A 13,176-nucleotide genomic window follows, 5' to 3' on the forward strand; every position below is an offset into this window, starting at 1 on the left:
CTACTTGGATGACAGCTAGCCTGACAACCGTCATCCCGCTACCTGTTAGCGGGATCTATGCTAAGAGATACCGCGAATGAATCGCGGTATGACGGTTTGCAACGGTATGACGGTTCGCGGCGGCATAGTAATTCGTCATCCCGCTGCTTGTTAGCGGGATCTCTTGTTAGCGGCTAAGAGATACCGCGAATGAATCGCGGTATGACGGTGTAGACGATGGTTAAGTATCCCGCTGCTTGTTAGCGCCGCGGCGGTATGACGGTTCGTGGTGGTATGACGTAGAGTGCTTAGAAGCTGTTATTTTGCTATAAATGGCTGTAATGACATCATCTATTTTATTGCTATCACAGCCTGTTTGTGCAAGTTCAGCATTTCCACCACAGTTCTTTTCAACTGCTATTGATATTAGTTCTTTTGCGCTAATCTTATTGATTAAGTCTTTACTTACTTTAATAATCAAGACTGTTTTATCTTTTTCTGTTGCCGTGAAAGCTATTACCGTTTTTGGTTTTTGTTGCTGCAAAACAAACTCTCTTATTACATTTGCTGGAATATCAGTGAAAGTGTGGCTTATAAAATTTATTCCATTTATTTCGGTGCTTTTTATATTCTCTGCACTCACAAGCTTTTTATATAGGTTTTTTATTTTGGTTTCGGATTTTTTGTGTTCTTGACTTAAAATACTTAATCTGCTTGTTATTTCACTCACTGGCGCTTTTACGAATTCTGCAACTTTTTTTAAGTTAATTTCATTATCACGTACATAATTGATTGCTTCCTGACCAGTTAAAGCTTCAATTCTCCTCACTCCAAAAGCAACAGAACTCTCTGTTACTATCTTAAACAAACCAATTTCTCCAGTATGTTCAACGTGTGTGCCACCACACAGTTCCCTTGAATCTCCAATCTTCACTACTCTTACTTGGTTGCCATATTTTTCACCGAATAACGCCATAGCTCCTTCGTCTATTGCCTGATTCATGCTCTGAATTTTTGTAGACGTAGAAAGGTTTTCTCTGATTAGAGAGTTTACCATATCTTCTACTAAGAATAGCTGATCCTGAGTAACTTGAGTGTTATGACTAAAGTCAAATCGTAACTTATCCGGTGCAACTAGGGAACCTTTTTGAGTGACATGATCACCCAAGATTTTTCTTAATACAAAGTGCAAAAGGTGTGTAGCTGAATGATTTCTCCTTAAGGTTTGCCTTCTTTCCTTATCTATGCTTGCTGTAACTGTGTCACCTTTACACATTGAGCCAGATTTAACTATGCATCTGTGCAAATATAGATCATTAACCTTATTGGTATTCTCAACTATAATAATACTTCTACCAGGTTTGATCAGACTGCCAGTATCTCCCACTTGTCCACCTGACTCGCCATAAAAAGGTGTTTTATCAAGTATAATGGTTATCTTCTCTCCCTCCTTTGCAGAATCAATTATTTCATTTTTAGAGGAAACTATAGCTAGTATTTTCGCATCACTTACTTCATTGAACTCATAACCAACAAATTTTGTTTTGCCAAATTTATTGATCAAATCAAACCATACTTGCTCAACAGATTTTTCACCAGATCCAGCCCATTTAGCACGTGCTCTCTCTTTTTGTTCTCCCATTGCATCATCAAAACCCTTCTGGTCAAAATTTATTTTTCTCTCTTTTAAAATATCAAGTGTAATATCCAAAGGAAATCCATAAGTATCATATAGCTTAAACGCTAATTCTCCAGGCAGAGTGTCACCTGGTTTTAAATCTGCAGTGAATTTTTCCAATAGATTAATGCCTTTCATCAAAGTGTCTTTAAAGTTTTCTTCCTCTGATTTTAACGTCGTTTCTATTAAGCTTTTAGCTCTGATCAATTCAGGATAAATATCCCCCATATAAGCCGAACTCGTGCTATCTATCAGCACCGGAAAAACGCGATGGAGTAGGGAATCATTATATCCAAGCAGGTGGATATAACGCGCGGCTCTCCTAATTAATCTGCGTAATACGTAATTCCTGCCCTCATTTCCAGGAAGCACTCCTTCTGGGATGAGAAATGCAGCCGCGCGAAGATGATCTGCTATGATCTTATGCGCTATTTTATTTTCCGTTCTTCCACAGTACTCTTGTGATTTACTTATCAGAGCAGAAAATAGATCAATATCATAGTTATCATGGACGTTTTGCATAACAGCCGCTATTCTTTCAAGGCCCATTCCAGTATCGATGCATTTTTTTGGCAATTTGTGTAAATTACCTTCTTCATCTTTGTTAAACTCCATGAATACCAGATTCCAGATTTCAACAATTCTATCGCCCTCTTGTAAATTAGGACTCCCATGGTCATAAAAAATTTCAGAACATGGACCGCACGGACCAGTATTTCCCATACTCCAAAAGTTATCATCCGTTGTAATTCTTATGATTTTATCACTTGAAAAGCCACTTATCTTACGCCAAATCTCGTACGCCTCATCATCAGTATGGTAAACGGTTATGGATAGTCTGTTTTTATCAAGAGATAACTCTTTAGTGATAAATTCCCACGCAAATTCTATCGCAGTTTCCTTAAAGTAATCACCGAAGCTAAAATTTCCGAGCATTTCAAAAAATGTGTGATGCCGAGTTGTATAGCCAACATTTTCCAGATCATTGTGTTTACCGCCTGCTCTTAGGCACTTTTGACTTGAGACAGCACGTTTCATTTCAGTTTTTTGAGCGCCAGTAAAAATATTTTTAAACTGCACCATACCAGCATTTGTGAACATGAGCGTTGGGTCATGTTCTGGAATCAAAGGAGAAGAAGAAACCTGCTCGTGGTCATTATTTACAAAAAATTTTATAAATCTTTCTCTGATTTCGTTTAGCTTCATCGTTTTTATTGAGGTTATCTATAAATAATAAGTTGTAATGGAAATAAAATCAATACCACTCTCTAGATCTCAGAACTTCTAGTGACATGCACCTTGTGGTAAGAAAAAATCAATATATTCACGATAAATTTACCTCATATCTGTGTTTTATATGTGGAAATTGGAATGGAAATTTATGTAGGCAAAGAAAAAAGAATAGCAAATGTGGTGACTCAACACTGGAATGACATAAAAGGATCAGACAGAGATTGGCCAGAAAGGCATGAAATAGACACTGCAGAAATAATGGAATCATGGCAGCATTGTTTTGTCATTGAAGTCAAGGATCAAGGTTATATTTGTGAAAATGCAGGAGAAAAGGCTGTTGAATTCTATGGTTTTGAGAAAAAGACGCGCATTGATAATAAGTATGCAATTGATGCACCATTTTTGCGACTATATAAAATAGATGCAGTTATTGATAAACTTGATACTGTAATAGAGAGTAAATGCCCGATCAATGAAGAGGAAGAAAGTGAAAGTGTTAAAATGAGGCAAGTATTGTTGCCACTTGGGAATAAAGAAGGTATAACACACATATTGGGCGTAATTACTTTTAAACTCCTTTAATATACAATTTTAATTTGATTCTTTAATAAAATTATTTATACTAATGCTTAATTACTATTAAAGAACTCAATAGTAGTGCTTGTAAATTTATTTGGAATATGAAGAAAATAAAATTAAAAACCAAATCTTCTGTGAAAAAGCGCTTTCACCTTACAGCTAAGGGTAAAGTTATTTCTACTCAGTCAGGCAAAAGGCATGGCATGGTAAAGAGAAGTAAATCTAATATTCGTAATCAGCGCGGTACAACGATTCTTGGTAAATCTGACTCGCGTATAGTTAAGCTTCATATGCCTTACGGTATTTAACAAAATGGAGGTAAAATAAAATGGCTCGGGTAAAACGTGGAGTCACTACTCACGCTCGTCATAAAAAAATATTGAAACTGGCAAAGGGTTATAGAGGGCGCGCAAAAAGTTGTTATAGAATTGCATTACAAAGAGTTGAAAAAGCACTGCAATATGCTTATAGAGACAGAAGAAATCGTAAACGTGATTTTCGTGGTTTATGGATAATACGTATTAATGCAGCAGTAAGAGAGCATGGGCTTACTTATGGTAGGTTTATGCATGGTCTTACACTTGCCGGCATTGATTTAAATAGAAAGATTCTTGCTGAGATGGCCGTTAATTATAAGGATGATTTTGCCAAATTAGTAGAAGCTGTAAGTGGTAAATTAGCAGAGAATTCTTAAAGCAAAGACACCATGAGAATTATTTTCATGGGATCACCGGAATTTGCTGTTAATTCTCTGAGCTTGTTACTGAAATCAAAGAGCGAAGTAGTAGCAGTATACACCAAGGCTCCAAAACCCTCAGGACGTGGACAGAAGCCAACGAAATCTTCAGTACATGTTATCGCTGAAGAAAGTAACATAGAGGTATGTACTCCTATCTCTCTAAAGTTTTCGGCAGAGCAAGAAAAATTTAGAAATTTCAAACCAGACGTTGCAGTTGTAGCTGCGTATGGATTGATACTTCCAAGAGAAATTTTGAATATTCCAAAATATGGTTGTATTAATATTCATCCTTCATTACTACCAAGGTGGCGTGGTGCAGCCCCGATACAGCACACAATTTTAGCAGGAGATCAAGAAACCGGGGTTAGCATTATGCAATTGGATGAAGGATTAGATTCTGGCCCTATTTTAAAACAGGAAAAATTTCTTATCGAAAAGAACGATAACTACAAGACATTGCATGATAAATTGTCTGAATTAGGCAGTGATTTACTGCTTGAGGTGTTAAATGAAATTGAAAAACAGGTTCCTATAGAGCAGAGCGATAATGATGCATGTTACGCTAACAAAGTGGAAGACTATAAAATTTATGCAAGTGATGCCTGTGAAGTTGCTTATAGAAAGGTTAAAGCGTTTTACCCAAAAGCATTCATTAAGATAGAAAATAAACGTATCAGGATACTTGATGCTGACTTTGAAGCTCTCGCTTCAGAACAAGGTAAGATTGTTAACGATAATATGCACATAAGTTTAAAAGGTGGCACTTTAATTCCTAAAGTTGTACAAATGGAAGGGAGAAATCCTTGCAGTATTGAAGATTTTATTCGTGGCTTGAAATCAAGCATGGTAAAAAAATTTATAGAATAGACTGCTTTAAATTAGTGTAGAAATGTAATAGCTAAATTTCCTTTTCTTAGATATAATCTTAAAAAACTTTCCATATAAAAATGAAAATAAAAAGAGCTTTAATATCAGTATACGATAAAACGAATATAATTGATCTTGCATCGTTTTTAACGCAGCAACAAATAGAAATTCTTTCAACGGGCAATACTTATAAAGTGCTATCTAGTGCAGGAATAAAAACACAAGAGGTCTCAGATTACACACAATTTCCAGAGATACTGGGTGGTAGAGTGAAAACTTTACACCCTAAAATTCATGGAGGAATACTTTATGATCGAGAAAAGCATAAAAAGGAAGTGCAAGATCTAGGTATTGAGCCAATAGACCTGCTTATAACTAACCTATACCCATTTTGGGAGACAGTAAGTAGCGGCTCAAATGAAGAGCAAATTATAGAACAAATTGATATCGGCGGAGTGGCGTTAATTAGAGCTGCAGCAAAAAACTTTCGTTTTACTTCAGTTATTTCTAGCATTCAAGACTACGAAGCACTAAAAGCTGAGATGATAAAAAATAACAATAAAACAACATTGGAATATAGAAAACACTTAGCAACCAAAGCATTTGCTCTTACTGCACACTATGATTCTAATATTCACAGTTGGTTTTTATCCCAGAGTAAAAATAATGAGTTACCAGAGTTTTTTGCTCTATACGGGCATAAAGTACAAGAACTCAGGTATGGTGAAAATCCCCATCAAAAAGCTGCATTTTATAGTAATCAATTTACAGAATATCCGTTGGAAAAACTACATGGAAAAGAGTTGAGTTATAATAATATAGTAGATATAGAGTCCGCACTTAACATAATTTCTGAGTTTAAAGAGCCTGCAGCAGTGATAATCAAGCACAATAACCCATGTGGCGCTGCTATTGGTAATAATGCTTTGGAGGCATATGAAAAAGCTCTATCGTGCGATGAAGTAAGCAGTTTTGGTGGCATAGTTGCCTTAAATCGGGAGATAGATTTAAAGCTAGCAGAAAAATTAAACGAGATATTTTTGGAAGTAGTGATAGCACCTTCAGTCAGCAATGAAGCACTAAAAATTTTGCAAAGAAAGAAAAATTTAAGAGTGATTATTCATAAATCTTTCCAACAAAATGTGAAATACCAAATTAAAAATGTTGTTGGTGGGTTTTTGGTGCAAGAAAATAATGATCACAAGATAAAAGCAGAACAAGTAACAGAATGCACTACAACAGAAAAAGAAAAAAAAGATCTTATTTTTGCCTGGAAAATATGTAAGCATGTGAAATCCAACGCAATAGTTATAGCAAAAGATGGTTGTGCTATTGGCATCGGTGCAGGACAAACAAGCAGAATAGATAGTGTTAACATTGCAGTGAAAAAAGCAGGTGAAAAATGTAAAGGTGCGGTGCTTGCTTCAGATGCATTTTTCCCATTTCCAGATAGCATAGTAGAAAGCGCAAAACATGGGATTACAGCTATAATTCAGCCTGGTGGCTCGCTGAAAGATCAAGATGTGATAAAAGCTGCAAATGAAAATAAAATTGCTATGTTTTTCACTGGCGTTCGCAATTTTTTCCATTAGGCTTGTGTCTTATCGTCATACCGCCGCGGTATCTCTTAACATAGATCCCGCTAACAAGTAGCGGAATGACGAGGTATAAACCATCGTCATGCTGCCGCGAACCGTCATACCGCCACAAACCGTCATACCGCGATTCATTCGCGGTATCTCTAGATCCCGCTAGCGGGATGACAAATATACCGCCGCGGCGCTAACAAGAGATCCCGCTAACACGTAGCGGGATGACGAGCTTATCGTGCTGCCACGAACCGTCATGCCTCTGCGAACCGTCATACCGCGATTCATTCGCGGTATCTCAGCCGCTAACAAGAGATCCCGCTAACAAGCAGCGGGATGACGGCTGTCGCTTAGCCACAAACGTTAAAAAATTTACCAAATAAAAAAAAAGGCAAAGAAGCCCCGTGGTGCGAGTTTTGACCCTCTAATACTTTAAATTGGCGCTGTAATAATGTGCTAACGCTTAAAATAAGCGCGATTTGGCTGAATGTAGAAAAAATTAAAAAGACATGCAGCCGCTATAATTTTATGTAATCCGCCAATAGATACTCCAAGTTTTTTACTGAATTTTTGTTATTGAACCCGCGCGGATCAAAAACAAGTTTTGAGTCAGAAATACCCTTAATACTACAATAAGAGGGCTGGTGGAGTTTGTCAAGTAAGTTTTTTCGTTTCTGTGACCAGTTGGACTTAAAGTCTACACAAAAAACGTTTACAACCAACGTTCAACATGGTAAATTAAAAACGGTTTATTCCTCGGTAGCTCAGTGGTAGAGCAGTTGGCTGTTAACCAATTGGTCGCTGGTTCGAATCCGGCCCGGGGAGCTCTTCTCTGTTGAATTTTAGTGTTGATTTTATATGGGCATTAAATCAGTCGTTTTATGTATACTAGATGGTTGGGGAAATGGAGTAGAAAACAGTAAATACAATGCTATTAGCAATGCAAATCCACCCTGTTGGCAATATATTAGCTCTAATTATCCAAAATGCAGTTTATCCGCCTGTGGAACTGATGTGGGGTTACCTGGTGGTCAAATAGGTAACTCAGAAGTTGGCCATATGAATATTGGCAGTGGTAGAGTAGTAATGCAAAGCCTTCAGCGCATTAATCAAGAGATTGGAACAATAGAAAACAATGCAAATCTACAAAGTTTTATTAGTAATCTAAAAAGTAAGAACGGAGTATGCCATATAATGGGATTGGTGTCCGATGGTGGTGTTCATTCGCATCAAAAGCATATTTCAACTTTAGCAAATAAAATATCACAGCATGGAATCAAAGTGGTGATACATGCATTTTTAGATGGCAGAGACACATTGCCGAATTCAGGAAAAAAATGCATTCAAGAATTTGAAGAGAATATCAAAAATAATGACATAAGAATTGCTACTGTTTCTGGGCGTTATTATGCTATGGACCGTGATAATAGGTGGGAGAGAACAATTGAAGCTTATGAGGCTATCGCACTTGCAAAGGCACCTTGTCATGATAATGCAGTATCGTTGATTGAGAATAACTATCAAAATAACATAACTGATGAGTTTATCAGGCCCGCAGTAATAGGTGACTATCAAGGTATAAAACCAGAAGATGGAGTGCTGTTGGCTAACTTTCGTGCTGATCGAATGATACAATTAGCAAGTATTTTGCTTGGCAAAACAGATTACGCTAAGGTAGCAAAATTCTCTTCAATTTTAAGTATGATGAAGTATAAAGAAGATCTCAAAATTCCTTATATTTTTCCTCCTACTTCTTTCGCTGATACTCTAGGACAAACAATAGAAGACAATAAATTACGACAATTACGTATCGCCGAAACCGAGAAATACGCTCATGTGACTTTCTTTTTCAATTGTGGAAAAGAAGAACCTTTCTCTGGTGAAGAAAGAATACTCATTCCCTCACCAAAAGTTCAAACTTACGATTTGCAGCCCGAAATGTCAGCCTTCGAGCTCACAGAAAAGCTTGTAGAAAAAATTCACTCCCAAGAATTCGCACTGATAGTTGTAAATTACGCTAATCCTGATATGGTAGGACATACAGGTAATATAAAAGCAGCCGAGAAAGCTGTGCTAGCTGTAGATGATTGTCTTGCAAAAGTGCTGAGTGCTGTTAAAAAGTCAAGCAACACCGCGTTAATTGTCACTGCAGACCATGGTAATGTGGAATGTATGTTCGATGAAGAAAATAATACACCTCATACAGCACACACTCTAAATAAAGTGCCATTTATTGTGTCTTGCGATAATCTAAAACTAAGAGACGGAAGGTTATCTGACATTGCCCCTACTATTTTACAGCTACTTGGAATTAAAAAACCAAACGAAATGACAGGCAGTTCGTTGATTTCTTGCATTACCCTCTGTCATTCCAGCTAGGCAGCGTTATGCACCGGAATGACATCAAATAGATGTGTTTTAACTTAATCCAACTTTTAAATTTTTCGCTGTTAGTACTAATGATTCATTAAAGAAGCTGTCAATATCACCAATACTATCTATATTTTTTGTACTGATAGATTGGTCAATTCTTTTGACCAAATTAGATAAAACTTTATTAGGGCCAATTTCAACAAATTTGTTAATACCACGGCTTGACATATACAAAACCATTTCTCTCCATTTCACTCTGCTTACAACTTGCTTGGCGAGTAAAGTTTTTATAACTTTGGGATCACTCTCCTCTTTAGCTGTAACATTTGATATCAAAGGAACTATAGGACGGGTTATTTTAATACCCTTCAAAAACTCCAAAACTTTTTCATCAGCAGGTTTCATAAGAGATGAATGAAAAGGCCCACTAACCTGTAATTTAATTAGTTTCCTCACACTCGAGTTTTTGAATAAATCGGGTAACATTTCAAGAGCTTCTCTAGTGCCACTTATAACCACTTGTCCGCCACCGTTATCGTTTGCAATTTCACAAATTCCGTCAATTTGAACTGATTTCAATATATCTTCCACTTCATTTATCTCTGCTCCAAGCAACGCAACCATTCCGCCTTTACATTTCAGTGAAGCTTCATGCATTGCTTCGCTGCGAACTTTCAGCAGCTTGATTGCAGACTCAAGCGTTAACGCTCCTGCAGCACACAGCGCTGTATATTCGCCAACTGAATGCCCACAAACATATTTAACATTGTGATCAGTGAAAAGAGATTTGCCAAACACATGCTCCATAACACGTAGCATTGCAATTGATACTGCCATTATAGCTGGCTGAGCGTTTTCTGTAATGGTTAATTCTTCAATAGGACCGTTGAAGATTAAATGAGACAGCTTTCCATCCAATATGCTATCTACTTCATTAAATACTTGTCTTGCAACAGAAAACTCACTATATAAGCTCTTTCCCATTCCTACAAACTGAGAGCCCTGACCGGGGAAAGCAAAAATCATGATAGTTATTATTTATTCCTTATTAAATATACTACTTTATTTATTTTTTGTCAATATTTTAGAATAATGATTGACTTAGTGAATTAAGTTCACTAGAATATTAACTGACTAAAAGTTTATAAACAACAATGAATTATCATAAAATTATTATAGTTATGACAGACGGTCAAGAGTTTGAAACTCGTTCCACTTATGGAAAGGAGGGAGATAGGGTAAAACTTGATAGAGATCCTCTTACTCACCCTGCATGGACTGGAAGTTTGACAAGCGGGTTAGCAAGTAAAACTAGCAAATTAGCTAAGTTTAACGATAAATATGGAAGCATTTTCTAATTCTCCTCCTCTTTAAGTTTTAGAGAGTTTACTGAAGCATGCATAAATACAAAAATATAGGCTATGTTGCTTCTCCATCACCAAAATCGCAGGAAGTATCTAAACTATTACAGAAACTTAATTTTATCAATATAACAGAAGAAAATAAGTCTGAAATTGATCTACTTATAGTTGTTGGCGGTGATGGCTTTATGCTGCGCACCTTGCATAATTACGTTATAGAAAACAAAAACATACACGTATACGGAGTAAACACTGGCAATGTTGGGTTTTTGATGAATGAATGTTTTAGCCGCAGTGAAGATTTAATTGATCATATAGAGCATGCAACTTCAACCCAGTTAACTTTGCTAAAAATGGAAGCAACAGATACAAGTGGCAAGAAATACCACTATATAGCGGTAAACGAAGTATATGTTTTTAGAAAAGCAAACCAAATAGTAGAAATGAATATCACTATCAACGATAAGCTAAAAGTAGAAAAATTTAGAGGGGACGGAGTAATATTGTCTACTCCCACAGGCAGCACTGCATATAACTTCTCTGCCGGAGGTCCAATTTTACCGCTAAATTCAAACTTACTTGCACTGACCTCCATCAATAGCTATTACCCAAGGCATTGGAATGGAGCGTTAATATCAAACGATACAATCGTACAAATTGACATTAACGACACAAAAAACCGTCCAGCACTTGTAGTATCAGATTATAAAGAATTTCATGATATATCACAGATAAAAATACAAAAAGACCATGAGAACACAATCACTCTGCTTTTTGACAAAGATTACCCTCTGAATGAAAGGATCTTTGATAGACAATTTCTATACTAATAATTATCCGTAAACTGGTATTTACTAGATCTTAATAACTATAGCGTAATTAACCAGCATAGTAATTAATTTTGGAGTGAATATGCCTGGACCAGTAAATGAAGAACAAACAGTAACATTAATTTCTTCCACATCAATAAGTGAAGATGGCGAGATAACACCAGGAATTTTACCAATACCAGCACTTAGGACAAGTACTCCGAAAAAAAGTGATGAAGAAATAAATCCACCATCGCCTGGAGAGTCAGATAATGAGGAAGTGGATCCTACTTATGCATCTGTAAATCGACAAAAAGATGGTGATGGAGCACCACCGATTTTGCCAAAAGCTCCAGGTTTACAAGACAAAGAAGACAAAAATTTGTTTGGTCTTAGTACTGAAGTACTACCTCCTTCCCTAGAAGAAACAAAAGGTGAGACTCATGATTGGGTATCACAAACAGCAAGTTTAGGTTTAGGAGGATTATCTGGTAATGGATCAGAAGAACATATTTATGCAGCTATAGACCCAAATACAAAATCTTCGAAAAAGAGTTTAGACAGTGGAATAGGTGGTCAAAACTCAAAAGATGATTTAGGTGCGTCTTCAAATACTTTACCATCGTATAAAAGCAAAGATGACTCTGAAGAGTCTTTGTCACTAAATTCTGATATAGGTAGCACAACAAATAAAAAAACAAACAGATTCTTGCCAAGAGCAAAGTATGCCATGCAGCAGAAGGGTTTTATAATTTTTGGTGCAAGTGCTATTATACTCAGTATATCTGCAGCTTTATTATATTTACAAGATAAAGCAAAATTTATTGCATTTTTTACAAACAGCCCAAAATATATCACTATACCAGTTATCGCACTTGCTGCATTGCTTGCAATTGGTCCAATATTTTTTGCAACAAGGCAATTTATAGATACTGAAGAACATTCCATTCAAAAAAAAGATGCGGATAAAATTTTAGCTGAGGTGTTGGAGCACCAGCCAAAAGATAAAGCTATAAAATCTGTAAGACTGGAATATAGCAATGGCACTCATTCAAATTTTGTACTTAATGCTTGGGAAGCTAAACAAGGCTTCACTAACATTGACGAAAAAGTAATTACTAGAACTAATAAAATAAAATCAGTAATTAACGACAGACCAATATTTACTGCATTATTTACTGGTGTAGTTGCTGCAAATATAGCGTTTCCTCTAGGGCTACTTGCAACACATGGTGTTAATGGTGTACAAAAATTTTACCAAAACCCTTTGACTAATAACATAGGATTATCATTACTTATAGGTTCTGGTATACTTGCATTATCAATTATATGTCTTGGCGTGCATTATTATAGAAAAACAAATTGCACTAACCTTATATATTCTGAAGAAGAGATTGATCCTAAAGATGTTAATGGGAAATTCATTGAAGAAATAAAACACGAAAGAACAAATGTTCTTGGGGAAAACCACGGTAAAGACGCTAAACGCAGCAGCTTAACGCTTGAGCAAGTTGTGGTTCAATCTCATAATTGTAAGGATATTGTTTATAGTGTCGGTTAATAAAATGCATGATATAGCTAGTGCAACCCTACGTCATCCCGCCGCAGACCGTCATACCGCGATTCATTCGCGGTATCTCTAGATCCCGCTAACACGTAGCGGGATGACGATTGTCAGGCTAGCTGTCATCCAAGTAGCTCGACTACTTGGATCCAGGAAAAAGAATGGTGTCATGAAAGTAGCTGACACTGATTCCTTTATGATGGTGTCATCCCAGTGCCCAGACACTGGGATCCAGGAAACTTAATTGCAAGTAATGCATTGGATTTGGTGAGTATGGGTTTTGCGTTATAGAATGAAGCACTTTTGGTGAATTTATAAAGAAAGCTGGATCCCAGTGTCAAGCACTGGGATGACAAGGTATCACTGCCATTAAGTTAAGGAAGGAATGGTAAAAAACGAACCAGA

At 36.6% G+C, this 13,176-nt stretch carries 12 protein-coding genes and 1 tRNA gene; 11 read left to right on the forward strand and 2 right to left on the reverse strand.

Annotated elements, in window-relative coordinates; genetic code table 11:
- Window positions 1-220 precede the first annotated feature (220 nt).
- Window positions 221-2,863, reverse strand: a complete 2,643-nt coding sequence (alaS, locus tag DEF52_RS05030) for an alanine--tRNA ligase (RefSeq protein ID WP_151808036.1) — start codon at window positions 2,861-2,863, stop codon at window positions 221-223.
- A gap of 165 nt (window positions 2,864-3,028) precedes the next feature.
- On the opposite strand from alaS, the gene DEF52_RS05035 reads away from it, so the two are divergent.
- The 7 genes from DEF52_RS05035 to gpmI all read left to right on the forward strand — a co-directional run bounded on the left by DEF52_RS05035 (window position 3,029) and on the right by gpmI (window position 9,043).
- Complete coding sequence (locus DEF52_RS05035; protein ID WP_010962890.1) at window positions 3,029-3,472, forward strand: PAS domain-containing protein; 444 nt, start codon at window positions 3,029-3,031, stop codon at window positions 3,470-3,472.
- Between the two features lie 98 nt (window positions 3,473-3,570).
- Window positions 3,571-3,777 carry a 50S ribosomal protein L35 gene (rpmI, locus tag DEF52_RS05040; RefSeq protein WP_007548610.1) on the forward strand — a complete coding sequence of 69 codons (207 nt, stop codon included), beginning with the start codon at window positions 3,571-3,573 and terminating at the stop codon, window positions 3,775-3,777.
- Between the two features lie 20 nt (window positions 3,778-3,797).
- Window positions 3,798-4,163, forward strand: coding sequence for a 50S ribosomal protein L20 (rplT, locus tag DEF52_RS05045; RefSeq protein WP_015589254.1), 366 nt, complete (start codon window positions 3,798-3,800; stop codon window positions 4,161-4,163).
- A 12-nt stretch (window positions 4,164-4,175) separates the two neighbouring features.
- Window positions 4,176-5,075 carry a methionyl-tRNA formyltransferase gene (fmt, locus tag DEF52_RS05050; RefSeq protein WP_151808037.1) on the forward strand — a complete coding sequence of 300 codons (900 nt, stop codon included), beginning with the start codon at window positions 4,176-4,178 and terminating at the stop codon, window positions 5,073-5,075.
- Window positions 5,076-5,155: 80 nt separating this feature from the next.
- Entirely contained in the window at window positions 5,156-6,667 is a 1,512-nt protein-coding gene (purH, locus tag DEF52_RS05055; RefSeq protein ID WP_151808038.1) for a bifunctional phosphoribosylaminoimidazolecarboxamide formyltransferase/IMP cyclohydrolase, read from the forward strand.
- Between the two features lie 750 nt (window positions 6,668-7,417).
- Window positions 7,418-7,489, forward strand: a tRNA-Asn gene (locus tag DEF52_RS05060).
- Between the two features lie 33 nt (window positions 7,490-7,522).
- Window positions 7,523-9,043 (forward strand): 2,3-bisphosphoglycerate-independent phosphoglycerate mutase, encoded by a 1,521-nt coding sequence (gene gpmI / locus DEF52_RS05065; RefSeq protein ID WP_151808039.1) that lies wholly within the window; start codon window positions 7,523-7,525, stop codon window positions 9,041-9,043.
- Between the two features lie 39 nt (window positions 9,044-9,082).
- On the opposite strand, the gene fabD is transcribed toward gpmI, so the two are convergent.
- Complete coding sequence (gene fabD / locus DEF52_RS05070; protein WP_038199165.1) at window positions 9,083-10,063, reverse strand: ACP S-malonyltransferase; 981 nt, start codon at window positions 10,061-10,063, stop codon at window positions 9,083-9,085.
- Between the two features lie 128 nt (window positions 10,064-10,191).
- Here fabD and rpmE point away from each other — a divergent pair, with 128 nt between their 5' ends.
- From rpmE to DEF52_RS06145, 4 genes are all read left to right on the forward strand, one after another.
- Window positions 10,192-10,395 (forward strand): 50S ribosomal protein L31, encoded by a 204-nt coding sequence (gene rpmE / locus DEF52_RS05075; RefSeq protein WP_007548602.1) that lies wholly within the window; start codon window positions 10,192-10,194, stop codon window positions 10,393-10,395.
- Between the two features lie 38 nt (window positions 10,396-10,433).
- Window positions 10,434-11,228 carry an NAD kinase gene (locus DEF52_RS05080; protein ID WP_151808040.1) on the forward strand — a complete coding sequence of 265 codons (795 nt, stop codon included), beginning with the start codon at window positions 10,434-10,436 and terminating at the stop codon, window positions 11,226-11,228.
- A gap of 82 nt (window positions 11,229-11,310) precedes the next feature.
- Window positions 11,311-12,768: a hypothetical protein gene (locus tag DEF52_RS05085; protein ID WP_151808041.1), complete on the forward strand. Its 1,458-nt coding sequence runs from the start codon at window positions 11,311-11,313 to the stop codon at window positions 12,766-12,768.
- Window positions 12,769-12,871: 103 nt separating this feature from the next.
- On the forward strand, window positions 12,872-13,015 hold the full coding sequence (locus DEF52_RS06145) for a hypothetical protein (protein ID WP_153296809.1): 144 nt from the start codon (window positions 12,872-12,874) through the stop codon (window positions 13,013-13,015).
- The last annotated feature ends 161 nt before the right edge of the window (window positions 13,016-13,176 follow it).

The organism is Wolbachia endosymbiont of Nasonia oneida, from assembly GCF_009012935.1.
GTDB classification, from domain to species: domain Bacteria; phylum Pseudomonadota; class Alphaproteobacteria; order Rickettsiales; family Anaplasmataceae; genus Wolbachia; species Wolbachia pipientis.

Bases quoted from the DNA above. Each gene is read 5' to 3' on its own strand.
- rpmE (WP_007548602.1), top strand. From the start codon at position 10,192: ATGAATTATCATAAAATTATTATAGTTATGACAGACGGTCAAGAGTTT.
- DEF52_RS06145 (WP_153296809.1), top strand. From the start codon at position 12,872: ATGACGATTGTCAGGCTAGCTGTCATCCAAGTAGCTCGACTACTTGGA.
- rpmI (WP_007548610.1), top strand. From the start codon at position 3,571: ATGAAGAAAATAAAATTAAAAACCAAATCTTCTGTGAAAAAGCGCTTT.
- DEF52_RS05080 (WP_151808040.1), top strand. From the start codon at position 10,434: ATGCATAAATACAAAAATATAGGCTATGTTGCTTCTCCATCACCAAAA.
- DEF52_RS05085 (WP_151808041.1), top strand. From the start codon at position 11,311: ATGCCTGGACCAGTAAATGAAGAACAAACAGTAACATTAATTTCTTCC.
- rplT (WP_015589254.1), top strand. From the start codon at position 3,798: ATGGCTCGGGTAAAACGTGGAGTCACTACTCACGCTCGTCATAAAAAA.
- fabD (WP_038199165.1), bottom strand. From the start codon at position 10,063: ATGATTTTTGCTTTCCCCGGTCAGGGCTCTCAGTTTGTAGGAATGGGA.
- fmt (WP_151808037.1), top strand. From the start codon at position 4,176: ATGAGAATTATTTTCATGGGATCACCGGAATTTGCTGTTAATTCTCTG.
- DEF52_RS05035 (WP_010962890.1), top strand. From the start codon at position 3,029: ATGGAAATTTATGTAGGCAAAGAAAAAAGAATAGCAAATGTGGTGACT.
- alaS (WP_151808036.1), bottom strand. From the start codon at position 2,863: ATGAAGCTAAACGAAATCAGAGAAAGATTTATAAAATTTTTTGTAAAT.
- purH (WP_151808038.1), top strand. From the start codon at position 5,156: ATGAAAATAAAAAGAGCTTTAATATCAGTATACGATAAAACGAATATA.
- gpmI (WP_151808039.1), top strand. From the start codon at position 7,523: ATGGGCATTAAATCAGTCGTTTTATGTATACTAGATGGTTGGGGAAAT.